The organism is Gemmatimonadales bacterium, from assembly GCA_036500345.1.
GTDB lineage: Bacteria > Gemmatimonadota > Gemmatimonadetes > Gemmatimonadales > GWC2-71-9 > Palsa-1233.
Genome location: DASYCE010000025.1, coordinates 51,459 through 74,228, shown reverse-complemented (window position 1 = coordinate 74,228; position 22,770 = coordinate 51,459). Strand labels below are relative to the sequence as shown.

At 65.5% G+C, this 22,770-nt stretch carries 26 protein-coding genes and 1 tRNA gene; 2 read left to right on the top strand and 25 right to left on the bottom strand.

Features of this window, described 5'->3' with window-relative positions:
* Positions 1-368 precede the first annotated feature (368 nt).
* From VGM20_11005 to VGM20_10975, 7 genes are all read right to left on the bottom strand, one after another.
* Entirely contained in the window at positions 369-647 is a 279-nt protein-coding gene (locus tag VGM20_11005; GenBank protein ID HEY4101389.1) for a hypothetical protein, read from the bottom strand.
* Between the two features lie 101 nt (positions 648-748).
* A tRNA-Ala gene (locus tag VGM20_11000) sits at positions 749-821 on the bottom strand.
* Between the two features lie 59 nt (positions 822-880).
* On the bottom strand, positions 881-1,795 hold the full coding sequence (rnz, locus tag VGM20_10995) for a ribonuclease Z (GenBank protein ID HEY4101388.1): 915 nt from the start codon (positions 1,793-1,795) through the stop codon (positions 881-883).
* Entirely contained in the window at positions 1,792-2,346 is a 555-nt protein-coding gene (folE, locus tag VGM20_10990; GenBank protein HEY4101387.1) for a GTP cyclohydrolase I FolE, read from the bottom strand. Before folE ends, rnz begins: the two co-directional genes overlap by 4 nt.
* A gap of 9 nt (positions 2,347-2,355) precedes the next feature.
* Positions 2,356-3,237: an MlaD family protein gene (locus tag VGM20_10985; protein HEY4101386.1), complete on the bottom strand. Its 882-nt coding sequence runs from the start codon at positions 3,235-3,237 to the stop codon at positions 2,356-2,358.
* Entirely contained in the window at positions 3,234-3,995 is a 762-nt protein-coding gene (locus VGM20_10980; GenBank protein HEY4101385.1) for an ATP-binding cassette domain-containing protein, read from the bottom strand. Before VGM20_10980 ends, VGM20_10985 begins: the two co-directional genes overlap by 4 nt.
* Positions 3,992-4,783, bottom strand: coding sequence for an ABC transporter permease (locus tag VGM20_10975; protein ID HEY4101384.1), 792 nt, complete (start codon positions 4,781-4,783; stop codon positions 3,992-3,994). The genes VGM20_10980 and VGM20_10975 overlap by 4 nt, the downstream gene beginning before the upstream one ends.
* A 51-nt stretch (positions 4,784-4,834) precedes the next feature.
* Here VGM20_10975 and VGM20_10970 point away from each other — a divergent pair, with 51 nt between their 5' ends.
* Complete coding sequence (locus VGM20_10970; protein HEY4101383.1) at positions 4,835-5,509, top strand: hypothetical protein; 675 nt, start codon at positions 4,835-4,837, stop codon at positions 5,507-5,509.
* A gap of 6 nt (positions 5,510-5,515) precedes the next feature.
* On the opposite strand, the gene VGM20_10965 is transcribed toward VGM20_10970, so the two are convergent.
* The 6 genes from VGM20_10965 to VGM20_10940 are packed head-to-tail and all read right to left on the bottom strand — an operon-like array spanning position 5,516 to position 10,776.
* Positions 5,516-6,757: an aminotransferase class V-fold PLP-dependent enzyme gene (locus VGM20_10965; GenBank protein HEY4101382.1), complete on the bottom strand. Its 1,242-nt coding sequence runs from the start codon at positions 6,755-6,757 to the stop codon at positions 5,516-5,518.
* The gene (locus VGM20_10960) at positions 6,754-7,215 is read right to left on the bottom strand and encodes a hypothetical protein (protein HEY4101381.1); all 462 of its coding nucleotides are present in this window, start codon (positions 7,213-7,215) and stop codon (positions 6,754-6,756) included. The genes VGM20_10965 and VGM20_10960 overlap by 4 nt, the downstream gene beginning before the upstream one ends.
* On the bottom strand, positions 7,215-7,643 hold the full coding sequence (locus VGM20_10955; protein HEY4101380.1) for a DUF2203 domain-containing protein: 429 nt from the start codon (positions 7,641-7,643) through the stop codon (positions 7,215-7,217). The genes VGM20_10960 and VGM20_10955 overlap by 1 nt, the downstream gene beginning before the upstream one ends.
* Positions 7,640-8,458 (bottom strand): patatin-like phospholipase family protein, encoded by an 819-nt coding sequence (locus VGM20_10950; GenBank protein HEY4101379.1) that lies wholly within the window; start codon positions 8,456-8,458, stop codon positions 7,640-7,642. The genes VGM20_10955 and VGM20_10950 overlap by 4 nt, the downstream gene beginning before the upstream one ends.
* A gap of 5 nt (positions 8,459-8,463) precedes the next feature.
* Positions 8,464-8,937 carry an acyl-CoA thioesterase gene (locus tag VGM20_10945; GenBank protein HEY4101378.1) on the bottom strand — a complete coding sequence of 158 codons (474 nt, stop codon included), beginning with the start codon at positions 8,935-8,937 and terminating at the stop codon, positions 8,464-8,466.
* 57 nt (positions 8,938-8,994) lie between these two features.
* Positions 8,995-10,776, bottom strand: coding sequence for an NAD+ synthase (locus VGM20_10940; GenBank protein ID HEY4101377.1), 1,782 nt, complete (start codon positions 10,774-10,776; stop codon positions 8,995-8,997).
* A gap of 77 nt (positions 10,777-10,853) precedes the next feature.
* Here VGM20_10940 and VGM20_10935 point away from each other — a divergent pair, with 77 nt between their 5' ends.
* A complete protein-coding gene (locus VGM20_10935; GenBank protein ID HEY4101376.1) occupies positions 10,854-11,330 on the top strand; it encodes a sulfur transferase domain-containing protein in 477 nt (158 codons plus the stop codon).
* A 62-nt stretch (positions 11,331-11,392) separates the two neighbouring features.
* Here the strand turns inward: VGM20_10935 and VGM20_10930 are convergent, their stop codons facing one another.
* The 12 genes from VGM20_10930 to VGM20_10875 all read right to left on the bottom strand — a co-directional run bounded on the left by VGM20_10930 (position 11,393) and on the right by VGM20_10875 (position 22,761).
* Complete coding sequence (locus VGM20_10930) at positions 11,393-12,646, bottom strand: DUF4384 domain-containing protein (GenBank protein ID HEY4101375.1); 1,254 nt, start codon at positions 12,644-12,646, stop codon at positions 11,393-11,395.
* Between the two features lie 161 nt (positions 12,647-12,807).
* Positions 12,808-13,227, bottom strand: coding sequence for a nuclear transport factor 2 family protein (locus tag VGM20_10925; GenBank protein ID HEY4101374.1), 420 nt, complete (start codon positions 13,225-13,227; stop codon positions 12,808-12,810).
* Positions 13,228-13,296: 69 nt separating this feature from the next.
* Positions 13,297-14,772 carry an ABC transporter permease gene (locus VGM20_10920; protein ID HEY4101373.1) on the bottom strand — a complete coding sequence of 492 codons (1,476 nt, stop codon included), beginning with the start codon at positions 14,770-14,772 and terminating at the stop codon, positions 13,297-13,299.
* Complete coding sequence (locus VGM20_10915; protein ID HEY4101372.1) at positions 14,769-15,443, bottom strand: ABC transporter ATP-binding protein; 675 nt, start codon at positions 15,441-15,443, stop codon at positions 14,769-14,771. Before VGM20_10915 ends, VGM20_10920 begins: the two co-directional genes overlap by 4 nt.
* Entirely contained in the window at positions 15,440-16,630 is a 1,191-nt protein-coding gene (locus VGM20_10910) for an ABC transporter permease (protein HEY4101371.1), read from the bottom strand. The genes VGM20_10915 and VGM20_10910 overlap by 4 nt, the downstream gene beginning before the upstream one ends.
* Entirely contained in the window at positions 16,627-17,490 is an 864-nt protein-coding gene (locus VGM20_10905; GenBank protein HEY4101370.1) for an ABC transporter permease, read from the bottom strand. The genes VGM20_10910 and VGM20_10905 overlap by 4 nt, the downstream gene beginning before the upstream one ends.
* 6 nt (positions 17,491-17,496) lie before the next feature.
* On the bottom strand, positions 17,497-18,270 hold the full coding sequence (locus VGM20_10900; GenBank protein ID HEY4101369.1) for a transporter: 774 nt from the start codon (positions 18,268-18,270) through the stop codon (positions 17,497-17,499).
* Positions 18,267-19,655, bottom strand: coding sequence for an Nramp family divalent metal transporter (locus tag VGM20_10895; protein HEY4101368.1), 1,389 nt, complete (start codon positions 19,653-19,655; stop codon positions 18,267-18,269). The genes VGM20_10900 and VGM20_10895 overlap by 4 nt, the downstream gene beginning before the upstream one ends.
* Positions 19,655-20,332: a metal-dependent transcriptional regulator gene (locus VGM20_10890; GenBank protein HEY4101367.1), complete on the bottom strand. Its 678-nt coding sequence runs from the start codon at positions 20,330-20,332 to the stop codon at positions 19,655-19,657. Before VGM20_10890 ends, VGM20_10895 begins: the two co-directional genes overlap by 1 nt.
* A 46-nt stretch (positions 20,333-20,378) precedes the next feature.
* Entirely contained in the window at positions 20,379-20,963 is a 585-nt protein-coding gene (locus VGM20_10885) for a CoA pyrophosphatase (protein ID HEY4101366.1), read from the bottom strand.
* Between the two features lie 2 nt (positions 20,964-20,965).
* Positions 20,966-21,802, bottom strand: coding sequence for an alpha/beta hydrolase (locus VGM20_10880; GenBank protein HEY4101365.1), 837 nt, complete (start codon positions 21,800-21,802; stop codon positions 20,966-20,968).
* Positions 21,802-22,761 carry an LD-carboxypeptidase gene (locus VGM20_10875; GenBank protein ID HEY4101364.1) on the bottom strand — a complete coding sequence of 320 codons (960 nt, stop codon included), beginning with the start codon at positions 22,759-22,761 and terminating at the stop codon, positions 21,802-21,804. The genes VGM20_10880 and VGM20_10875 overlap by 1 nt, the downstream gene beginning before the upstream one ends.
* Positions 22,762-22,770: the final 9 nt, after the last annotated feature.

Genomic DNA, 22,770 nt, shown 5'->3' with positions numbered 1-22,770 from the left:
CAAGGATATCCTTGCTATCGTTGCACGGAAATGCGCCCCGGGCGGGGAAGCATTCCAGTTGGCTGGGTATGGCCGGGGAAACAACCCGGCAAATGACATGCTGAGTATCGACCAGAAGTGGCACAGCCCCGACGGGGCAGACCACCTCAAACGTCGACGGACGAAATGAAACGGATGTATCAGAATCTGCGCGGCGGACCCGATAGATAACCCGGGCGGCGCGCGAGCGAAATCAGTGCGCCACGGCCGGAAAACGCAAGACGTCAATCACGGGGCACTTCGCTGGTGTCACCAAACGATACAGTGACCAGATCAGCGCCGGCCACGCCCTCCCAAGGTCGCCGGCGCTGCTGCAATCAACGACAATTCTAGTCCTCGGCGCGCCGCCGGTAGCGCCCGCGAATCGGGTGCAGATCGACCATCACCGCGATGATCAATCCGACGATGGGGACCAATCCGCCCCACGCACCTCCGTACCAATGTTGGACCGCGGTGTACCAGAGGAAGGTGGTCGGCAGGAAGACGAAGCCGAGGACCGGGACGACCGGCGTCGCGAACAGCCCGTCGAACCAGTGGCTCAGCAGCCAGAGAAGGATGATCACCAGCCGTGGTGTGGCCAGTGCGAGAATCAGGAGGAAGCACGCCATGGGATTGATCTCCTTGCGACTGGAGACGCCGGTCACCGCGGAGCGGCGACACCGGCGTGACCGGGCAAAAAAATCGCCCGGATCCATAAGGATACGGGCGATGGAGCTGAGGGGAATCGAACCCCTGACCTCTGCAGTGCGATTGCAGCGCTCTCCCATCTGAGCTACAGCCCCGGAGGGGTGACTAAGGTACGAGCACGACGCTCCGAACACAAGAAAAACCGCTTCCCATGCTACACCGCGAAGGCGACGTCGATCACCATGCCGTCGCGGGCGACCTCGGTCGCCGGGAAGAGATCGCGCGCTTCGGCGACGAGTTCCGGCGCGTCGCGCGAGTAGCGCGCGGAGAGGTGGGTGAGGACCAGCCGTCGCACGCCGGCGTCGCGCGCCGCGGTGGCGGCATCCCGGGCGGTGGAATGGTTGGTTTCGCGTGCGCGCTCGACTTCGTCGGCGCCGAACGTCGCCTCGTGGATCAGGAGGTCTGCGCCCCGCGCCAATTCCACAATCGCATCGCTCGGCGCAGTATCACCCGAATACACCAGGCGCCGGCCGGGCCGCGTCGCACCGACGAGCTCGTGCGGCTCGACGACTCGTCCGTCCGCCAGCGTCACCGATTCGCCACGGTGAATCCGGCCCCACAGCGGACCTTCGGGGATGCCAAGCTCGCGCGCCCGCTCGGGATCGAATCGTCCGAGGCGTTCGTGCTCCACGATGGCAAACGCGAGGCAGTCTCCCTTGTGCTTCGCCGCACCGACCACGAGGTCGTAGTCGCCGCGAGGAATCACGTCACCCGGCTGCACCGCAAAGATTTCGACGGGAAATTTCGGACGCTCCATGCCGAGCGCCGTGAGCGCGCCGAGATGACGCTGCGCACCGCGCGGGCCGTGGAGCCGCAACGGCGCCGTTCGACCCTGCAGGCCCATGGTGCGGAGCAACCCGGGGATGCCGAGGGTATGATCGGCGTGATAGTGGGTGATGAAGACGTCGTCGACGGCGAATCCGGCGCCGTAGCGCATCATCTGGCGCTGCGTTCCCTCGCCGCAATCGAAGAGAAAGAGGTCGCCTTCCCGCTGGACCATGAGCGCCGAGACATTGCGATCGACCGTGGGCACTGCGGCACTGGTGCCGAGGAAGGTCACCTGCATCATCGGCTGGCATGCACCAGTCGAAGAAACTCCTCGCGGGTGCGCGGATCCTCGAGGAACGACCCGCGCATCGCCGAGGTCGTGGTGCTCGATCCCTGCTTCTCGACGCCGCGCATCATCATGCAGAGATGGGCCGCTTCGAGCACCACGCCGACACCGGACGGGTGCAACTCTTCCTCGAGCGCGGCGACGATCTGGTCGGTCATTCGTTCCTGCACCTGGAGGCGGCGGGCAAATACATCGACCACGCGCGCCATCTTCGACAACCCGACGATCTTCCCGTTGGGGATATAGGCGACGTGCGCCTTGCCGAAGAACGGCAGGAGGTGATGTTCGCAGAGCGAGTAGAACTCGATGTCGCGGACCAGCACCATGTTGCGATGACAGTCCTGGAACAGCGCGCCGCCGATCACGGCACCCGCGCTCTGGTGGTAGCCCTGCGTCATGAACTGCAGCGCCTTCTCCACCCGTTCCGGAGTCCGCGCCAGTCCCGGACGGTCGGGGTCCTCTCCGAGGTCAAGCAGGATCGCGCGAACGTGTTCCTTGATGCTCACGGCAACTCCTCAGAAGATCTTGACAGTGACCCCGACCTTGCCGGGATTCTTGCGGATGTCGTTGAGCAGGTCGGTCATCGACTGCATCGTCTTGCGCAGGTCGCCGTAGAGCGCGGTATCACTGATCAGCTTCCCCATCGTGCCCTGTCCGCTCTGAATCCGCGCGAGGAGTGAATCGCTGCGAGCCGCCATCGCAGCGAGGCGGTCGGCGGCGCTGCCGGCGGAATGCATCGTCGAATCGAGCCGCGACTGGAGCATCCTCGGATCGATCCCCGCGAGCGTCGTGTCGAAGCGCGCCGTCGCCTGCTGCAATCCGGCGAGCGTTGGTCCGAGCTTCGAGGTCGGTCCATGCGCCGTATCGGCGAGAAAGGTCATCATCCGGTCGGCGGAGCGGAGCGTGTGCCGCAGGTCGGCGATGACCTGCGTGTCGAGCATCGCATCGATCCGCGACATCGTCTCCGCTGCCTTCTCTGCGAGGGCGTTGGCCTTGTCCATCACGCCGCTGGCCATGGTCCCCTGGATGGTGTCGCCGCGAGGGACCGCGGCCCCGGTGCCGGGATCAAAGACGATCATGTAGTCGCCGAGCACGCCGACCGCGGTCACGACCGCCTTCGCACCGGTGGTCACCTGGATGTGGTCGTGCTTGTCGAACTTGAGCCCCACGATGACCTTGCCGGGCGCGACATACGAGATCCCGTCGACGCGCCCGACCTGCGCGCCGGAAATGCGCACCGACGACGCATCCTTGAGCGTCGCGACGTCGCTGTACGCCACGTAGATGTCATCCTTCCCCGGCGTCTTGCCGCGCAACCAGATCGCTCCGGCCACGAAGCCCGCCACCGCGAGGAAGACAAGGCCGCCGACCGCGGCTTCCTTCTCATACGAATTCATGAGGCCGTTCCGTTCGGAAGGTTGGTCTCGAAGTCCCGTTCGAGAAACGCCTTGACGTCGGGCACCTGCGATTCGCGGAATTCATCCGGCGGGCCGATCGCCACGATCTTGCCATGCGTCAGCAGCGCGATGCGGTCCGCCGTGCGAAAGGCGCCGCGCACGTCGTGCGTCACCGTGATGCTGGTGACACCGAGTTCGTCCTCGAGGCGCTTCACCAGTGCATCGATGACGTCGGCGTTGACCGGATCGAGCCCGGACGTCGGCTCGTCGTACAGCACGTATTTCGGCTTCCCCGCGATGGCGCGCGCGATGCCGACGCGCTTGCGCATCCCGCCCGAGAGATCCGCCGGCATCACCTTCAACGTGTCGGTCTTGAGGTTGACCAGCCGCAGGCACTCGACCGCCCGCTCGCGCGCGTATTCGATGTCGTCGAATTCGCGCGGATTGGTGAGCCCCAGCCGGATGTTCTCGAAGACATCCATCGAGTCGAAGAGCGCGCCGTTCTGGAAGACGTACCCGATCGTGGCGCGCAACTTCGCCAGCTCGTCGCGCTTGAGCTTCGCCACGTGCTGGCCGTCGACGACGACCTCGCCGCGCTCGGGGCGGACCAGCCCGATGATCGACTTGAGCAGCACGCTCTTGCCGGTGCCCGAAGGTCCGAGCAGCGCAAGCGTCTCCCCTTCCTCGACGACGAGATTGACGTCGTCGAGTACGACCTGCGACCCGAACCGCTTCGCCAGATGACGGACTTCGATCATGTCGTGAGCAGCAGCTTGGCCAGGAGCGTGTCGAGCAGGAGGATCAGCACCGAACTCGACACCACCGCGCCGGTGGTCGACTTGCCCACGCCCTCGGCGCCGTGCCGGGTGGTGAAGCCGCGATAGCAGGAGATCAGTCCGATCGCGCCGGCGAAGAAGAAGCCCTTGATCACCGAGTACCAGCCGTCGAAGACATGCCAGTACGCGCGCGATCCGTAGGTGAAGTCCTCCGCTGAAATGGAGATGCTCGAATGCGCTGCGATGAACCACCCCGAGAAGACGGCGATGATATCGGCGAAGATCACCAGCATCGGAATCATCAGCAGGCAGCCGAGCACGCGCGGCAGCAGCAGGTAGCTCGCCGGCGACCGGCCGAGCGATTCGAGCGCGTCGATCTGCTCGGTGACGCGCATGGTGCCGAGTTCGGCGGCGTAGCGCGCCCCGACGCGCCCGGCGAGGATCAGTCCGACGAGGACGGGTCCGAGTTCGAGCACCACCGATTCGGTGACGAGCGATCCGACGACATAGACCGGCACGTTGCCGGTGAACTGGTAGCCGGCCTGCAGCGCCGTCACCGCACCGGTGAATGACGAGATCAGCACGACGATGAAGAGCGAGCCGCCGCCGATGCTCCACGCTTCATCGACGGTGCGCGGCAGCCAGACCCGCCATTCGACCAGGCCGCGGGCCATGTCGACGAGCATGCGCGAGAAGCGGCCGAGATCGGCGAATGCATCGACGACCGCGTGCCCGGCCCGGCGGAGCAGGCGGCTGAACGGCATTCTCATCGGGATGCGCCTGCTCGACGATTCATCATTGAACCTTTATCTTGCCCTGCGGTGCCCAGAAAGTCCATCCTCGACGCACGCGTGCAACGGTTGCAATTCCGCCGCGCCCTGGTGCGATGGTTTCGGCGTCACGGACGCGACCTGCCGTGGCGCCGCACACGTGACCCGTACCGCATCCTCGTGTCGGAAGTCATGCTCCAGCAGACGCAGGTCGCTCGCGTCGCCACATTCTGGGTCGAGTTCCTCGACCGTTTTCCGACGATCCACGCGCTTGCCGCCGCGTCCCCCCGCCGGGTCCGCGAAGCATGGGACGGCCTTGGCTATTATCGGCGCGCCGCGAACCTGCACCGTACCGCGCGCGATGTCGTGGAGCGGCATGACGGGGTCGTTCCGCGCGACCCTGCTGTCCTGCGGACGCTTCCGGGGGTCGGCACGTACACGGCGGGCGCCGTGGCGAGCTTTGCCTACGAGCGCGCCGAACCGGCGATCGATACCAATGTGTCACGGGTGCTCCGCCGTGCGTTTCACCCACGGCTTCCGCGCGGCGCCAGCGGCGAGCGCCGCCTCCAGGCGACCGCACGCGCGCTGCTCTCCCGCGCCGGTCTTCCGGCATGGACCACCAATCAGGCGTTGATGGAACTCGGCGCGCTGGTCTGCACTGCGCGAGTGATGCACTGCGATCGGTGTCCGGTGCGATCGTCGTGTCGGACCGGCATGACGCGCTGATCCCATTCATCGCGCCGGCGCACCGCGCAGCAGTTCGACGGTGCGATCGACGTCGCGAGCGAGCACGTAGATGTGGGTGCTGAGGCGGAGGTATTCGTAGCCGAATTCCGAGACGCGTCGCGTCCGGATCCGCGAGGCGCCGAGGTATCCCTGCAACGCTTCGGCTGTGGTGCCATCCATCTTGAACGACACCATCGCGCTCCGCAGCGATGCCGCCCGCGGCGAGACGAGCCGGACGCGGGGAAGCGTGGCAAGCGCATCGTAGAGCCGCGTTGCCAGCCACCGGGTTCGCGTTTCGATCGCCGCCCGGCCGATGGTATTCTGAAACGCGACCGCCGCCTGCATCCCCGCGACGAGTGAAGTATTGGTCGTGCCGACATCTTCGAAGCGCCGGATGTCGGTCGCGCTCCAGTCGCCGGAGCCGATCAGTGGCCATGTCGTTGCGATGCGATCGGGACGGACCACCAGCAGGCCGGTCCCTTTCGGCGCCAGCAGCCACTTGTGCGTGGAGGTGGCGTAGAAGTCGGCGTCGATCGCCTGCAGGTTGGTCTGCAGCATGCCGGGGGGATGGGCGCCGTCGATCACGGTGACGATGCCGCGCGGCCGCGCCCACCGCACCAGCTCCGCCACTGGCTGGATCATCCCGGTACTGAAGAGGACGTGCGAGATCGACAGAACGCGCGTGCGCGGCGTGACCTGCGCTTGCCATGCCTGCACGAGTTCGTCGGGCGATGCGGGATCGAGCGGCGGTGCAAAGGTCCGGTAGACAATCCCCCGTCGCTTCGCGAGCAACTCCCAGCAGCAGCGGCCGCCGATATGTTCGTGCGTCGTCGAAAGGACTTCGTCACCGGGCGCAAGATCGAGTCCGGCAGCGGCGTTGTTCATCGCTTCAGTCGTGTTGCGCAGCACGGCGACACTTCCCGGCCACGCGCCGATGAATGTCTCCAGGTCGCGCTTGACCGCGGGATAGCCGATCGGTTCCTGTCCGATGATCCGTTCGAATGCCCGGAGGTGTTCGATCGTCGCATCGAGCACCGGCAGCGGACAGGCACCGTACGTCCCGGTGTTCAGGTGCAACCCGTCGATGACGAATTGTCCCTTGATCCGCTCCCACGCAGCCTCGTCGTCGGGCAACGGATTGTGCGGAAGTGCGAGGTTGCGCGGAACGGGGATCGACGCGCGGGCGATGCCGCCAAAGGCGGGAAACGCCGCCGCGATCCGCAGCAGATCGCGGCGCGAAACGGTCATACGTGCTGGTAGAAGGCGCCGGCGAGGAGGGCGATCAGTCCGAGCGTTCCGCCGATCGACCCGGTGATGGCGAGTCGGACACGCAATGCATCGAACGCGGCAGCCTGGGAGCCGAGCGGCTCGATTCTCGACAACTTCATGGCAGCCGGCATCGAGCCCAGGAGCGTGATCAACGGCCCCACGATCCCGGCGGCCTGCATCGTGCCGAGCCACGGCCCTGCCTGCCCGCTCGACAGGCCGTTGTACATCTCCATCGTCATCACGATGCCGGATCCGATCACCACGATCGCGCCGGGACCGATCAGCGTGCGATAGACCGCCGCCTGTACATCGACGACCGCTCCCCAGAGTGCACGATCCATCCGCTTCATCGCGATCCCCGAGACCATCACCGACAACGCGCCGCCGAGCCAGGCGGTAAAGGCGAGGTAGTGCAGGAAATGCCAGATGCCGCTCATCATTGCGTGGTCACCGGGAAATGAAAGGGATCGAGAGGCTGGCGACCGGCGTACCCGCTGTCGAGCTCGTGCCAGTGCTCCACGCGAGGCTCATCGTATTGCCAGCAGAGATACACGTCGCGGCCGTCAACCTGGGCCGGAAAATCGACCAGCCCGGCGTCGAACCCCTTGAACACACAGCCGACCTGTTCGAGTTCGTCGAGGCACGCCTCGATCTCACCGGCAAGCCGGCCCGCCTCCAGCCGCTGCGCCTTTGCCTCGTCGGTTTCGCCCGCCGACGATACGCCGGCCTGCGCCGATTCAAAAGCGGCGACCGCCGCGCGCCATCGTGGGTGCAATTGCAGCATGTCGCTGACGATGCGCCGAACCAGCGGCAAGGTCGCGTTGGCCTGCTCCACGCTGAAATAGCGGATCACGGCGTCAGTCATGACATCTCCTCGAGCACCTTGGTCATCTCGCGATACCCGGCTTCGGCGTACGCCGCGGTGCGGTCAGCCGCGAACATCGCGCCGCGATCGGTCACGGGACGAAGCCAGATCAGCGGCGGCCTCCCCGGAATCGCGGCCCAGCGTTCACGCTGCAAAGCCACCGTACCCGCCATCAACCATCCCATCGCAGTATCGGCGGCCGCAATCAGTGGTGGCGGAACCTCGACTCGCTCACCGTGTTCGTCGAACCCCGGCGCGGTGTCGATCGCGATCACCGCATTGCACTCGATACCGGCCGCACAATCGATCGGGACCGGAGCGCGAATTCCACCGTCGTAGAATCGGCGCCCGTTCACCTCCACCGGGGGAAAATACGGTGGGAGCGCGCACGCTGCTGCGAGGGCGTCAATCAGCGGCGCATCCTCACCGCCCGCGCCAAACGCCACTTCGGCGCCTGTGGCGATGTCGACCGCGGTCACGGTACACGGCGCGGGGAGTGCCGCGAACGTCCTCGCCGGGACCAGCGATTCGATCAGCCGTCTGACCGGCTCCGGCTTGAGGATCGCCGGCGCCCAGATCCCCCGAAGGAACCCGCCCCAGTCATTGTGCAGCACGTCGGCACGCCGCACGGCGGTGACCCGTTCAAGCAGCGCCTCCGGGGTCTCGCCCGCGGCGAGCGCCGCCGCCATCACCGCGCCCATCGAGGTGCCGATCCAGTGCACCGGTGTGATCCCGGCATCCCGCAGCGCGCGCGCCGCGCCGACGTGCGCCGCCGTCTTGGCGCCGCCGCCGCCGAGGACCATGACCACCTGCATCGGCGTCACCGGGTCGCGTGATCCTTCCGGTACTGCTCAGCCGCGGCGTAGCGCTCCTTCTCTTCCTCGGTGGCGGGGATCAGTCGCGGAACTCGCTTCGGGGAGCCGTGTTCGTCAATCGCGACGAAGACGACGTGCGCAGTGTGGGTGCTGCGCCGTTCGCCGGTACTCGGCATCTCGGCGTACACCTCCACCGTGATGTCCATCGACGAATTCCCCACGAAGTCCACGGTCGAGCGGCAAGTCACCAGTGAGCCGATCGGGATCCGCTCACGGAAATTGACCTGATGAATCGAGGCGGTGACCGCCGGGCCCCCGGAATGCCGGATCGCGGCGATTGCCGCGGCCTGATCGACCAGCGCCATGAGGTTCCCGCCGAACAGATCGCCGAGAAGATTGGCCATGTGCGGCATGACGAGCGTCGAGATCTCGCCACGCGAGTACGACATCGACCGGGATTCAGGGAGTGCGGCGTGCATTCGGGCTCCGCGGTAGGCAGTGGTTCGCGGTGCAAGCACTCGCGGTGTCCATCAACGTCAGTAGTCGAGCGGGCGGAGGTAGTATTCGCCGATCGCGGTCTGCGACACCATCGCCACGCTCGGCATCCGCCGCTTCCAGTGTGTGCCGTCAAGGCGCTTCCGCACCAGCGCGATCTCCTCCGTCGTGAATCCCGCCGACGCGATCTCGGCGTCATCGTGTCCGCGCAGGAGGAGTTCGAGGATCGGGTCGGCGCGATCGTAGGTGATGCCGAAATCACCCTCGTCGGTCTGGCCCGCGATCAGGTCCGCAGAAGCGGGCTTGTCGATGATCGATTGCGGGACGCCGAGCGCCCGCGCCAGCGCCCGAACCTGGGTCTTGAAGAGGTCGCCGATCGGATTGACCGGTGGAGCATCATCGGCGTGCCAGGTGAAGTATCCGAGGAGTCGCTCGGTCTTGTTGCCGGTGCCGAGCGGCAACGCATCGCGCGCGGCACCGACATCGAACAGCGCCGCCATCCGGACTCTCGCCATCACGTTGCCGAGGCGCCGCGGCGTCGGCGCCATCGCACTGGCTGCAGCGTAACCGTCGACCGCCGCGCTGATGTCGATCGTCTGCTCCTCGATGCCAAGCGCAGATGCGAGACAGCGTGCGTCGGCCAGCGAATCGGGACTCGACGTCCGGTACGGGAGTCGAAGACCGACAACGTTTTCAGCACCGAACGCCTCGACCGCAAGATGCGCCACGACCGCACTGTCGATCCCGCCGGAAATCGCCACCACGGCGCGATGGAATCCGCGGCTGCGCGTCACTTCGTCGCGAAGGAATTCGACCAGCCATCGGCGAGTCAGCGATGGGTCGATCGCTAGCGACGGTCCCACGACGCCGGCCGCGCCGGTGCGATTCGGTGCGACGGCAGTCGCGCGCTCCGCATCGTCTCGCGGCGACCGCTTCGCGACTCGCCGAGCGTCAAAACTGGAGAGGAGGTGTGGCAACTTGAGTTCGAGATCGGCGAGCAGCGGCGATGCCGATCGAACCCGCACGATCTCGTCGAAGTCGATCGTCGCCGGGACCATTGCCTCTTCGAAAATCGGCGCTCTCGCGATGATGGTACCGCTCGGCGCTGCCACCACTGAACCACCGGGGAATCCCTTCCCCCCTTCGAAACCGACCAGCTGCGTCAGCGCGACGAAGACGCCGTGCTCTCCGGCGATCCCCTCCGCAATGCTGTCCCATCGTGCCAGCGAACCCGGCTGGCCCGGATGCAGCGCGCTCGGCTCCAGACCACGTGCCGGCGACGCCGACACCACCGCTATCAGCTGTGCGCCATCGAGTGCCGCCAGCGTTCCCGTGATCGAGTGCCAGGCATCCTCGCACACCAGCATCGCCACACGACCGATCCGTGCCTCGAACGCCCGGACCTCTCGCCCCGCTTCGACGAATCGCTCTTCGTCGAAGACCCCGTATGTCGGCAGGAAGACCTTGCGATGCACGTGTCGAATGCCGGGATCGGAGCCGCCAAGAGCGACCCAGATTGCGGAATTGTGCAGCCGCTCCTCAAACAGCTCGTAGCAACCGAGGCAGATCTCCACTGGGGGGGCACCGCTCCGGGCATGCCGCTCCTGGAGTGCGGCGAAGACCTCGTGCGCGGTGAGCGCGAGTTCACGCACGCCGCCTTCGAGGAAGTAGCCGGTTAGCGAGGCTTCGGAGAAGATCAGCACGTCGGGAACGAAAGGGGCGGCAGCCGCGGCGCGAAGCACCCGCTCGATCGTATCGAGGTTCGCTGACAACGATCCCTTGGTCGGCCGGAACTGACACAGCGCGACGGTAATCGGCGGCATGGCGAAAGATACACGTATCTTTTGGCCCGGTTGAATCCGATGGAAACCAGCACTATCGACGCCGAGGTCGCTGAACGATGGAATCACCGGTATCACTCCTCGAAGCAGCCGCAGGAATCATCAATGCATCGACACCGCTCCCGTGGCTTCTGGTAACAGGCCAGCCTTCGGCCGAGCAATTGGCCGCGCTTCAGGCGGCCGGAGTGTCGACGGTCATCGACCTGCGCGAAGCGATGGAACCACGACCGTTTGACGAACCGGGAATCGTGCGCGGACTCGGGATGCGGTACGTGAACACGCCGGTCGTCTCGGGCGCAGTAGACGACCCGACAATGGATGCGATTCTCGAGGCGCTGCGGACCGCATCCGGCACGCCGACGCTGATGCACTGCAATAGCGCCAACCGGACTGGTGGCGCATTGATCGCCTATTTGATGCTGGATGAGGGGCTCGACGAATCTTCCGCGGTCGACGCCGCCATGCGGTCGGGGTTGCGCAGCGCCGAGTATCTCGAGTGGGCCACTGGATATGCGCGGGATCATCTGAGCAGTTGATCCGAACAAAAAAGAGAGGGCAGCGCTGCTTCGCTGCCCTCCCCCTCATCTGCTATAGCCCGCTATCTGCCGTGGTGCCCACCACCCCCGTGACTACTGCCACCACCGCCACCACCACCCGACGGGCGAGAACGTTCACCTCCGCCTGAAGGCGGTGCCGAGCGGGGTGGTGGCGAGACCCGCACCGACGGCGGCGGGGATGAGGGACGCGGCGGTTCGCGATACACCGGCCGTGATTCGGGCTGACCCGTCATCGGCCGCCGGTCGACTTGCGGTGCCGGAGAACCCGCCCGCGGCGGCTCGCGGAAGATCGGGCGCGACGACGGCTGTTGCTGGTAAGGCATCCGGCTCGGCATCATCGGCTCATTGTTCGGCCGCGGCCGGGCACGCGTTCCAACGGGGCCGGACGGAGCGGTCCCGCGAACGGCGGGCTGCCCCGCACCCGACGGCGACGGATGGAATCGACCAGACCCATTTCCCGGCATCGGCATCGAGCCGCGCGGGCGAGCGCGCGTTCCGGGGGGAAGCGGACGAAACGGACGCGGGTTGATGATCACCGGGAATGTGCCGGGGAAAAACCCGCCACCGTACCGGTAGCCGTAGTTGTAGGCCCACGGCGAGAAGAGGTACGGATCGTAGAACGGCGAGTATCCGAAATCGAGGCCGAAGGAGATGTCGCTCCCCGGATACGCCCAGCCGCAGCCGAGGCAACGCCACGCCGGATCGTAGTATGGATCATAGAAGCCGGGATAGTACCCGTCGCCGGCCGGCGGCATGCTTGCGATCGGCGACAGATCCTGGACCCGGTACCCCACCGCGTCGTATTCGAACCGTGCGTGGTTGGTCATCTGCGCCACCAGCTGCGTCAGGTCATTCTCGGCGTCGGTACTCGAATCCGGCAGACGCAACGCATTGTAGTCCCAGTGCCCGTTGGCGCTGAAGTCCGCGATGACGAAAGGCTCGTGGGAGATCGCGGCGTAGATCAATCCATTGCCGGCACGATCGTCGGCCATGAAGGTCTGCCGGTCGTCGCGGCCGCGAAGCTCGTATTCCTTGCCGCCGCGGACGAAGGTGTCGCCCTCAGGATCGAGCGGGAAGAGGACGCGAATCTGTCCATCACCGTCGACGCGGAGGACAAGGAGGTAGCCGTCGTCGTTGGTCTGGACTCGAACGTCGGCCCGGCCGCCGGCGAGGTAGTTGCCGTCGTTGTTGAGCGAGACCTGAATGGCTGGAGCTGGATCGGCCGGGGGAGCCGGGTATCCGCCGGTGTCGGCTGGCGGGGCGGCGATGAGCATTGAAGCGAGCAGTGTCAGCATAACGAATCCTCCACCCTGAGTTGCAACGGATGCGGCGGACAATATCCAGATCCGTGCCACAGCTAAGTGGTTGAAAATTCAAGACTTACAAAAACAGGCCTGGCGTGGTTGTCGTGTAGCCGGACAATGTTGTCCGAATTCCGGACGTTTTTCCCACGCCGCTATGGCTGCGATGTCTCGCGACCGCCGTTCCATCGGTGCCAATACATCCGCAATTCGGTAATGCGTTCGCCATCGGTCTCGGCAAACAGCGCCCCGCGGGCATCGACCCATTCACCGGTCGTCCGCCGCCGGAAAACCAGCTTGAATTCGGTCGAGAACCACGGCCCGGCGACAAAGACCTCCCCAACCGTGAAGGTCGCCTCCGACTGATAGTAGGGAATATCCCCCGCCCATTGTCGGATGGCGTCGATGCCGCTGATCGGCGTGGAAAACGGAGTCTCGATAAATACCGGCTCCGCCGCGAACACTTCCGTCATGATGTCGGGGCGTCCCTTGGTCCATCCCTCGGCAAGCCGGTCCGCCAGCTGCCGGGCAACGGCGCGCATCGGCTCAGGCTGTGGTGTCGTCCCGGTCGTCATCGCCAGCCCCCTCCACGCAGTTCGGTTGGGCGCGCGTGCCGATCGAGCGCCGCGTGTACCCCTGGTTCGTCAATGATCACGTGCGCCGTTGTCGTGAGAAGCTGGCTTCAATCTAGTGGTCGGCGCCGATGCCAGCGGCACCCAGGTTTCGAAGAATCCCGAGCCCGAATCCGCGACCGCGGCCCCCGCGGCCGTACCGTGAGCGCGCCATCTCCCCCGCATCTGCAGGAAGGCCCGGTCTTTCCCGGCGGGGGCAGAACGTGACGCCACGGCGTCGATCACCGCAATGGTGATGACCAGTGAATCTCCGGTTCGGGTGGCCAGGATGCGGAGCGAGTCGGGAGCCTCGACGCCCTCGATGCCGGCGGCGTGATGCGAGCCGATCCGGGTGACGCTGCGAAAACGGTAGGTCTGCTCCAGACCGATCGAATCGTCGAGCAACAGGAAGAAGGGGACTGCGCCTGGCTGCTCGGCAACGATTATTCCGCCGTAGAGAAGGTCGTGCGAAGTACCGTGTCCCATCCCCCATTCCCAAGTGGCAGCCCGCCATTCCCCCCAGTTGTGATCATGATAGGCAGGGCGATCCACCACGACGGTACACGAACCCGCGGTGCAGAACTTCCCCGACGCGGTCCCCGCCAGTGCCGCGACGGCGTACCCGGAGGGGATACTGTCGTGGCCGAGTTCGACCGGCGGGAAATAGTGGTGCGGACGGGGGTGAAGCGAGAACTGGAACGTCGCCGCGCCAGCGTGACCATGCACGTCGTACACACCGTCGTGCTGCGACACCGAGCTCGAGCCGACCGTGAGTGCAGCGTGAGCGGTATCGATCCGGATGCTGTCCGTCGTGATCGTCTGGAACCGCTGATAACCGCCGTCGGGGCGGCGATGCGTCACCAGGATTTCGCCGCGGCTACCGGACGGATTCTCAGCGCCAACAAGCAGTGTCACGTACCACCACTCGGCCGGACTGACGACCACATTGAAGTAATCCCACTCCGCCCAATCAGACGCATCAGGCGGAGGACGATGAAAGCGATCGATCCCATCGTACAAAGCCTCGCGAGTCGGCGCGATCCACTCGAGGTCCGCGCTGTCGTCGACCCAGCGGCCACTGAGGATGCGGAGGCCGGCACCGGCGGCTGCGGCCTCGCTCGGAATGTTACCGGCTGCGCGCACCGCCCACGTCGTATCGTGCACGCGGACCTCGACGAGTTTCTGCGTGACTTCGGGCGACACCGCATCGACCATCGCACGATGCCGAGGTCCGCCGAGCAGTTCGCGGCTCACGAAGCGGGCGCCGTCGATTCCGAAGAACATTCCTGCGAGCCCGCCAGTGCGCATCGCCTCGATGTCGATGCCGTGCGGCAGCGCCGTCAGGTCACCACCGCCTATGAGCGGGACGTCGCGGGACTGGTCGAGCATGGCGTCGCCGATCGACAGGAGCACGATCATCACCGCGACGCCAAGCGCATAACCCAGGAGCAGCAGTGCGGCGCGCCCCGGCCGAACCAGCAGGTGACGCAACGCCAGCGCAATGATCACGACACCACCCGGCCGTCGAGCAACTCGATCACGCGCCTGGCGTCCGCCGCGAGCCTGGCATCGTGCGTGACCACCACGATCGTGATGCCGTCGGCGTGCAGCTGCCGGAAGAGCGCGAGAATTCCAGCGCCGGTGGCGGCATCGAGCTCACCCGTTGGTTCATCGGCGAGAATCAGTGATGGTCGGTTGGCCAGCGCCCGCGCGATCGCAACGCGCTGCATCTCCCCGCCGGACAACTGGGTAGCGCGGTGTGCGGCGCGCAGCGGCAATCCGACGTATTCCAGCAGCTCGAGCGCCCGCGCGCGACGCTCTGCCTTGCCGACTCCCCGCTCCGCCATCGGCAACTCGATGTTCTCGCGCGCGGTCAGCACCGGCAGCAGGTGAAAGCGCTGGAAGACGAACCCGACCTTCTCCAGCCTGAGACGGGTGAGCGCTCGATCGTTGAGGAGGTGCAGCGGCTGGCCAAGCAGCTCGACATGCCCGGCGGTCGGTGCGTCGAGCCCGCCGAGCAAGGAGAGCAGCGTCGACTTGCCGCAGCCAGATGGCCCGACGATCGCGACGTATTCTCCGGCGTCAACTTGAAGCGAGACGTCCTGTACCGCGCGGACAGTCTGACCTGCAAGCCGGTATTCCTTGCTCAACCGTTCGGTGGAGATGACGCGATCGGTCACGGTGCCTCGCTTCGCAGCGTTGTCGCGATGGGTGCGTGTGCTGCGCGCACGGCGGGCCAGATCCCCGCGGCGACGCCGGTGACGATCAGGATCACTCCGGCGATGATCAATTGCCGCGCATCCGGCACGAAAAACGAAATCGCCGCCGGAAGCCCGGGAAACGAAGTGAGGATGCGATCGAGCCAGTGCGCGGTCACGAGGCCAAGCCCGACGCCGGCGACCCCGCCAAAGACGGTGAGGAGAAAGCCGGCGGCAAGGATCTGTCTCACGACGGTGCGCCTGGCGATGCCGATCGCCCGCAGTGCCGCGATGTCGGCGATCTGTTCGTTGACCGTGATGGCAAGGAGGGTTCCGACCAGGAGCACCGTCACGATCAATGCAATCGATCCGAGGATCAGCGACATCTGCCGGAAGTAGCTCAGGCGCAATCGAAACTGCGCCACCATATCGGCAATGCTGCGCACGCTCACCTCGGGAACGGCTGCGGAGAGCCGGGCGGCGACCACTTCGGGTACTGCCTGCGGCTTGACACGTATCATGAGAAACGACGCACGATCATCGGCGCGCGGCCCAACCAGGTATTGCGCCACGCTCAACGGCACGGCGATCGATGGCTGATCGGCGGCGTCGTAGGTGAATCGAGCGATCCCTCGCACCGTGACGACGCGGTCTCGCAGCCCGGCTGCAACCTGCGGATCGAGATCTCCGGTGAGGCGCACCGTATCGCCGACGGCGAGGCGAAGGCGTCGCGCCGACGGCGCACCGAGGAGCACGCCGGTGGTGTCAGTCCGGTCAAGGTCGGCACCGCGCTCGACCTCATACATCCCCTGAACGGTGGGATTGACGCCATACACCACGACCGGAACCAGACTGGCATCCCTCTTCGCAAACAGCGACGCGCCGAGCACCGGTCCGACAGCCGCGACACCAGGGTCAGCGGCAAGTGTGTGAGTCAGCTGTCCGAGATGGTCGAGCATCGCATCGGTATCGAACGGCAAGGTGCCCTGCGGAGAGACCCGCAGTTCGAAACCGCGGCTCGCGAGGAGCCGCGCGAACGACCGCTCGATTCCGCCACTGAGCATCACCATGTCGAGGAGGAGTGCCGTGGCAACGGCGACGCCGAGGAGCGACAGCACGGTACGGGCCGGGTGGCGCAGGAGGTCTTTCACGGCCCAGTCCCACGTCATGCGGCGCGGCTCCACAATTCCAGCGGTGGCAGGCGCACCAGGCGCCACGCCGTGATCGCGCCGACGATCAACCCCAATGCGATCGCAAGTCCGACGGCGAGGAAGATCGTTCCCGGGGTGAGCTCGGAAAAGATCAACGCCGTATCGAACGCACGCCGGTAGTACGCGTTGATGATGGCGCTCGCGACCGCGGCGATCATCGCGCCGAGCAGCGAACCTGTGAGGGCGACGACGGTCGCTTCGAGCTGCAGCGAGAGAAAGACCGTCCGCCGGGAAATGCCGATGAATCGGAGCACCGCGACGTCCCGGCGCCTCGCTTCGATCTTGAGCATCATCAGGCACAACAGGAAGACCGTGCTCGCCAGGATCGAAATCAGGGCGATGGCGCGGTGGAAACTGCTCACCACGACAAAGGTGGTCGATGACTGCGCGGCGATCTGCGCCGACGGAAAGAGATCGTAGCCAAACGCCGTGTGATTCAGCTCCGCCGCGACGTGAGCCGGATCGGTACCGGCATGAAGTACCACGCCGATCCGGTCGACGCGGTCCGGCTCACCGAGAAGGGCGGCGAGCTCCGCAAGATGGAAGTGCACGTGAAAATCCCGCCGCATGATCGTCGACGGATCCGGTGCGGGTTCGTAGACGGCGCTGACGATTGCCGGTGAATTCCTGACGGCGCCGGGTAGCGAGAGGGAAAGAGTGTCGCCGACGCGGAGATGCGCGGCGATAGCGAAGCGGCGTTCAATCGCAATCGAGAGCGGCGGCGTCCGCGGCGGCGCCGGACGCTGCGTTGGAGGCGATTGCCCCGCTGCGGCACCGATGAGTTGTATCGACAGTTGAGCAGCCTGGAGCGTTCTCATTGACACTCAGCGACGAACGGCGACCCCCGCACCCACGAAGTACCGGTCGGCTTCCTGGTTGAGCCCCACACCGGCGCGCGCATCGACCTGCAGGTTTCGCGACAGCAGGACAAGAATGCCGGAATTGGCATACTGCTCCGCACCATCACCGGCCCCGATCGGACGGACGCTGAAGCATTCGCCGTAGAACTGCACCCGTGCGGTCGCCTGGTACTGCACTGAAAGTGACGCAACGCCTTGACCATGCGCGCCGGCTGTCCGCGTCGCGAACAGTTCGATACCGGCGGACCATGGTCCCGATGATTCCCATCCGAGAAGAATTGCACCTCCCGGAAGGAGATGTCTACCGGTGTTTCCCGACACGGCACCTTGTCCGGTCGGGACGCGCGCCTGTGCCTCGACCGAAAGTGCTGGCCGCACGCCGTGTTGATCGATTGCACCGATCTTGGTGCCGAGATAGAGATCGTCGAATCCATTGGAAGTTGCGCCGCCAGAACCCGCGTCATGGTCAACGAGATAATTCTCGCCGACGCGAAGTTCCGCGCGGGGCGTGATGCCGACGCGGATCAGCGCCTCGGGGAAGGAACGAGAGTTCGCGGCATTGGACCCGCGACCCTGCTGGTAGGTGTACCCCGTCTCGAGCTGGATCCTGCCGGGTGCCACCGAGTGGACACCGTCGGTGAAATCCGGCCGGTCAGTATCGATTGGCAGTGAATCGGGTTGTTGCGCTGCGAGACGAGCCACAGCGACCAGCGCGATCGCTCCCGCCCAACCGATCACGCGAACCACTTCCCCGCCATCTGGATGACCAGCCATCCGTTGAGGCCGGCGATTGCAATCGCCACCACCCACGACGCTGCTGCCGTCACGCGATGATTGACGAAGGCTCCCATCTTCTGACGGGACGAGGTGAAGGCGACGAGCGGAATGACCGCAAACGAAAGCTGCAACGACAGGATCACCTGACTCAGGATGAGCAGCGTGCCGATCCCCTTCTCACCGTAGAGGATCGTGACGATCACGGCCGGGATGATGGCGAGCAACCGGGTAATCAGCCGCCGGAGCCACGGCGGCAGCCGGATGTCGAGAAAGCCTTCCATCACGATCTGCCCCGCGAGGGTCCCCGTGATGGTGGAATTCTGTCCAGATGCCAGCAGCGCTATCGCGAAGAGCACGCTCGCAAGCGACGTTCCCAGCAACGGGCTCAGCAGCCGATGAGCATCACCGATATCGGCGACGTTGTCGTGCCCGGTGCCATGGAAGGTTGCGGCGGCCAGGACCAGGATCGCGGCGTTGATGAAGAAGGCGATGCCGAGGGCGACGGTCGAATCGATGGTGCTGTGCTGGATTGCCTCACGCTTTGACGCCGAATCCGCTCCAATGCGCCGCGTCTGCACGATGGCGGAGTGGAGGTAGAGATTGTGCGGCATCACGGTAGCGCCGAGAATCGCGATGGCGATGAACAGCATGGCGGGATCGGTGACGAGCTGTCCCGACGGAATGAGCCCGCGTGCCACGTGGGCGAGGCTCGGATGCGAGAAGACCATCTCGGCGGCAAAGCAGAGGCCGACCATGGCGACGAGCGCGATGATGAAAGCCTCGAGCCAGCGATATCCGCGCTGTTGCAACAGGAGGATCAGCAGCACGTCGAGCGACGTGAGCAGCACGCCGGCCACCAGCGGAATATGAAAGAGGAGATTGAGCGCGATCGCCGAACCGATCACCTCGGCGAGGTCGCAGGCAGCGATGGCGATCTCGCACAGGACCCACAGGGCGAAGGAGACTGGTCGGGAAAAGTGATCGCGGCACGCCTGCGCCAGGTCGCGACCGGTCACGATGCCAAGCTTGACGGCGAGGGACTGCAGCAGAATCGCCATCAGATTGGAGAGGAGCACGACGCTGAGAAGCTGGTAACCGAATCGTGCGCCACCGGCGAGATCGGTCGCCCAGTTGCCGGGATCCATGTATCCCACGGCCACCATGTATCCCGGGCCGGCGAAGGCGAGCGCCTTCCGCCACCACGATCCGGTGCGCGGCACATCAACGGTGTGGAACGATTCCGGCAGCGAGGGACGGGTACGACCGCGGCGCCAGCCATTCGAGCTGGTCGCCGTCGCGGCGTCGTCACCGAACTTTGCGACCGGCGGGTTCGATGCCGTGTCCATCAGCGCGTCCGGGCGCAGAGAATCTGCTGGGCGAGATCGCGCCCGATCACGCGCCGGTCGCCATTGAGCGAAAGGGTGATCGGTCCGTTGAACGGCTGCAATTCGAGCATGGTGACACAGGCGCCGGGTATCAGGCCGGCGTCCGCGAGCCAGCGCAGTCGATCGGCAGCGCCGGTATCGACGCGCGCAATGATCACCGTTTCACCGATCACGACCGACGGCAACGGCGTCGTGTCGACTCGAGCCATCTGGCCATTGGCGGCCGGGATCGGATCGCCGTGGGGATCGAAGCGCGGATCGCCCAGGGCCCGCGACATCCGTTCGACCAGTTCGTCCGAGACGGCGTGCTCCAGCTGCTCGGCCTCGTCGTGGACGTTGTCCCAGCTATAGCCGAGCGACGAAACGAGGTAGCTCTCGATGATGCGGTGGCGCCGAAGGATCTGGAGTGCCGCACGGGCACCGTCGGAGGTGAGCGTGACGCCCTTGTACGGGAGATGCTCGACGAGTCCGGCCTCGGCGAGTCGCTTGATCATCCCGCTCACGGACGGGGCTGCCACGTCGAGGGACTCAGCTATGTCATTTGTGGATGCCGACTTACCGGCTTCGGTCAGGTGGTAGATGACCTTGAGGTAGTCCTCGACTGAGCGGGAGAGGTCGGAGGCCAGATATTTAGGCACGACGAAATAGTTGTCTAGTTAGACAGCAAAGTCAATCGCTGTAGCACTAAGTCTTCCGGGTGCCCAACCGCGCTTCCTCCCAGAGTGCCAGCACCGGTGTCACGATCCGCTCCGTCATTCCCCAGAGCAAGCCATCGCCGATCGCGTATCCCGCGACATCGCGAAGTGATCCTTTGACATCGATCCGCCGCGTGACGACTCCGGCGCGAGCGAGCGCCTCGATCGAGGTCCACATCGATTGGACGACTTCACCGCTCGTTCCCGGTTCATGCGCGCGGTCGATGACAAAGACGAACGGACGCACCACAATCGGCGGGAGGGTCGGCGTGCGGGGGACGAGATCGTCGAGCTGCGCGACGCACCATTCGCGCTGGAGCTGTATTCCCGTTTCCTCGAACGTCTCACGAATCGCCGTCGCAAGGAGATCGGGATCGTCGTCCTGCCGCCGGCCGCCCGGAAGCGCGAGATGTCCCGACCACGGATCACCGACCCGCTCGGCTCTCCTGATGAGGAGGATCTGATCGGGGTTCGGCGCAAGGGCGAGGGCGACTGCGGCGCGCGGGCGGTCGAGATCGTCGGCGTGTCGAGGTGTCGATGCACGCAGCCGTTCGATCAGCCGTTCAAGTGGCATGATCAGCGCAGATGCTGCGCGAAGAATCGCACCGTCGCGTCGAACAATTCGGTCGTGGCCGCCGTGCCACCGCCCCAGGGATGCACCGCACCAAACGTGTGACTTCCGCCCGCGATGAAGCACGCCTCGAACTCGGGATTTCGCGCTGCGGCCGCAAGCTCATGCGCCTCCGCGACGGGGACCGTTTCATCCGCGTCACCGTGGATCAGCAGCCAGGGCCGCTTCAGTGCGGCAGCCGCGGCGAGGATGTCGAATCGATCCGGATGAGCGAGGACGTCCTCGACAATTTCATAATCCATCGGGAGCACCTGCCCCGTCCGCGCGTTGGTGACGCTCATCGTTCGCCTGCGCCGCCAGAGTTCGACCTGTGCGTCGGTGTAGCGCCGAACAGTGGAGATCGCGGCCCATGTCACCACGGCCGCGATTCGCGGCGTCTCCCGCGCGACGCAGATGACGACACCGCCGCCGCGGGAATGGCCGAGGATACCGACGGTAGTCGGTCGCGGGAGCGCGAGGGTGCCGTCATCCAGCGCAGTGAGGACGGCGGCGATGTCGGCGAATTCCCGAGTGTAAGTGTTGTGGGCAAAGCGATCGGGAAAGACGAAGTTGCCGTGCTGGTCGACACCCGAGCCGCTCACTGAAAAGGTGACGGCCGTGAACCCCGCGCGCGCAATCCGCTCGGAAATCACCGGGAGGAATGCGTAGTCCTTGAATCCCTTGAACCCATGCATCACCAGTATCGCCGGCTGCGCCGTCGTTCGATTGGCGGTCCGCACATCGACCAGGATCGGGCCGAGTGCGCCGGGAAGCTCATGACGCGAGAGGATGGTGGTGGCCATCAGCAGACCGCAGCCTCGAGGAGCGAGAGTGCGCCGGCGGTCGCATCGAGTGCGGCTCGCACGCCGATCGGCAGCGTCCATTGCTCGCGAATGTGACCGATCGGAAACCCGTGCGCGACAGGAATGTTGAGTCGTTCGAAGTAATTTCGCAGCACCTGATCGAGTCCGAACGCCCCTTCCACCGTTGCGTGCCTCATCCGCGACAGGCGACCGATCGCGACACCCGCGAGGCCCGCCAGGAGACCGGCCATCTGCAGGTGCGCCAGCATGCGGTCGATGCGGTAGAGGTCTTCGCCGATCTCCTCGAGAAAAAGGATTGCCCCGGTGAGATCGGGGAAATAGCGCGTGCCGATGAGTGCCTGCAGCAGCGTGAGATTGCCGCCAACGAGCGTCCCGACTGCGCAGCCTGGAATCACCGTGACGATGCGGCCGCGTTCGGGAATCAGGATCGCTGGATCCGGTTGTAGCCGACCAAGTTCTCCTGCCGGCTCGGGGTTGGTGAGGACCAGGTCGAAATGATGCCGCGAAAACTCCGGCATCGCGGAACGCGCCATCGGACCGTGGAACGCCACCACGCCGGTCTCGCGCATCAATGCGAGAAGCAGGAGCGTGATGTCCGAATAGCCGATTACCGGTTTGGGCTGCGCCGCGAAGCCGTCGAAGTCGACCCGATCGAGAATGCGGTTGAGTCCGTCGCCGCCGCGGAGACACCAGACCGCATCAATCGACGGATCGATAAGCGCAGCGTTGAGGTCGGCGAGTCGTTCGGCGTCGGTCCCGGCGAGGTATCCGTGCACGGCGCCGGCGTTGGGCATCACCCGTGGTGCGTAGCCCAGGGCGCGGCAGAGCGCTTCACCGCGCGCCAGATGATCGCGCTCGAGCAACGGCCCCGACGGCGCGATGAGTGCTACGCGCGCGCCGGGTCGGAGTCTGGGAGGAAGGATCGGCTTGGGTGTCATGGAGAGTCC

What these genes read in the sequence shown, in the direction of transcription:
- VGM20_10945 (HEY4101378.1), bottom strand. Translation starts at nt 8,937, where the DNA reads ATGCACGCCGCACTCCCTGAATCCCGGTCGATGTCGTACTCGCGTGGC.
- VGM20_10980 (HEY4101385.1), bottom strand. Translation starts at nt 3,995, where the DNA reads ATGATCGAAGTCCGTCATCTGGCGAAGCGGTTCGGGTCGCAGGTCGTA.
- VGM20_10935 (HEY4101376.1), top strand. Translation starts at nt 10,854, where the DNA reads ATGGAATCACCGGTATCACTCCTCGAAGCAGCCGCAGGAATCATCAAT.
- VGM20_10910 (HEY4101371.1), bottom strand. Translation starts at nt 16,630, where the DNA reads ATGACGTGGGACTGGGCCGTGAAAGACCTCCTGCGCCACCCGGCCCGT.
- VGM20_10930 (HEY4101375.1), bottom strand. Translation starts at nt 12,646, where the DNA reads ATGCTGACACTGCTCGCTTCAATGCTCATCGCCGCCCCGCCAGCCGAC.
- VGM20_10975 (HEY4101384.1), bottom strand. Translation starts at nt 4,783, where the DNA reads ATGAGAATGCCGTTCAGCCGCCTGCTCCGCCGGGCCGGGCACGCGGTC.
- VGM20_10960 (HEY4101381.1), bottom strand. Translation starts at nt 7,215, where the DNA reads ATGAGCGGCATCTGGCATTTCCTGCACTACCTCGCCTTTACCGCCTGG.
- VGM20_10955 (HEY4101380.1), bottom strand. Translation starts at nt 7,643, where the DNA reads ATGACTGACGCCGTGATCCGCTATTTCAGCGTGGAGCAGGCCAACGCG.
- VGM20_10965 (HEY4101382.1), bottom strand. Translation starts at nt 6,757, where the DNA reads ATGACCGTTTCGCGCCGCGATCTGCTGCGGATCGCGGCGGCGTTTCCC.
- VGM20_10940 (HEY4101377.1), bottom strand. Translation starts at nt 10,776, where the DNA reads ATGCCGCCGATTACCGTCGCGCTGTGTCAGTTCCGGCCGACCAAGGGA.
- VGM20_10925 (HEY4101374.1), bottom strand. Translation starts at nt 13,227, where the DNA reads ATGACGACCGGGACGACACCACAGCCTGAGCCGATGCGCGCCGTTGCC.
- VGM20_10875 (HEY4101364.1), bottom strand. Translation starts at nt 22,761, where the DNA reads ATGACACCCAAGCCGATCCTTCCTCCCAGACTCCGACCCGGCGCGCGC.
- VGM20_10880 (HEY4101365.1), bottom strand. Translation starts at nt 21,802, where the DNA reads ATGGCCACCACCATCCTCTCGCGTCATGAGCTTCCCGGCGCACTCGGC.
- VGM20_10905 (HEY4101370.1), bottom strand. Translation starts at nt 17,490, where the DNA reads ATGAGAACGCTCCAGGCTGCTCAACTGTCGATACAACTCATCGGTGCC.
- VGM20_10895 (HEY4101368.1), bottom strand. Translation starts at nt 19,655, where the DNA reads ATGGACACGGCATCGAACCCGCCGGTCGCAAAGTTCGGTGACGACGCC.
- VGM20_10985 (HEY4101386.1), bottom strand. Translation starts at nt 3,237, where the DNA reads ATGAATTCGTATGAGAAGGAAGCCGCGGTCGGCGGCCTTGTCTTCCTC.
- VGM20_10950 (HEY4101379.1), bottom strand. Translation starts at nt 8,458, where the DNA reads ATGCAGGTGGTCATGGTCCTCGGCGGCGGCGGCGCCAAGACGGCGGCG.
- rnz (HEY4101388.1), bottom strand. Translation starts at nt 1,795, where the DNA reads ATGATGCAGGTGACCTTCCTCGGCACCAGTGCCGCAGTGCCCACGGTC.
- VGM20_11005 (HEY4101389.1), bottom strand. Translation starts at nt 647, where the DNA reads ATGGCGTGCTTCCTCCTGATTCTCGCACTGGCCACACCACGGCTGGTG.
- VGM20_10885 (HEY4101366.1), bottom strand. Translation starts at nt 20,963, where the DNA reads ATGCCACTTGAACGGCTGATCGAACGGCTGCGTGCATCGACACCTCGA.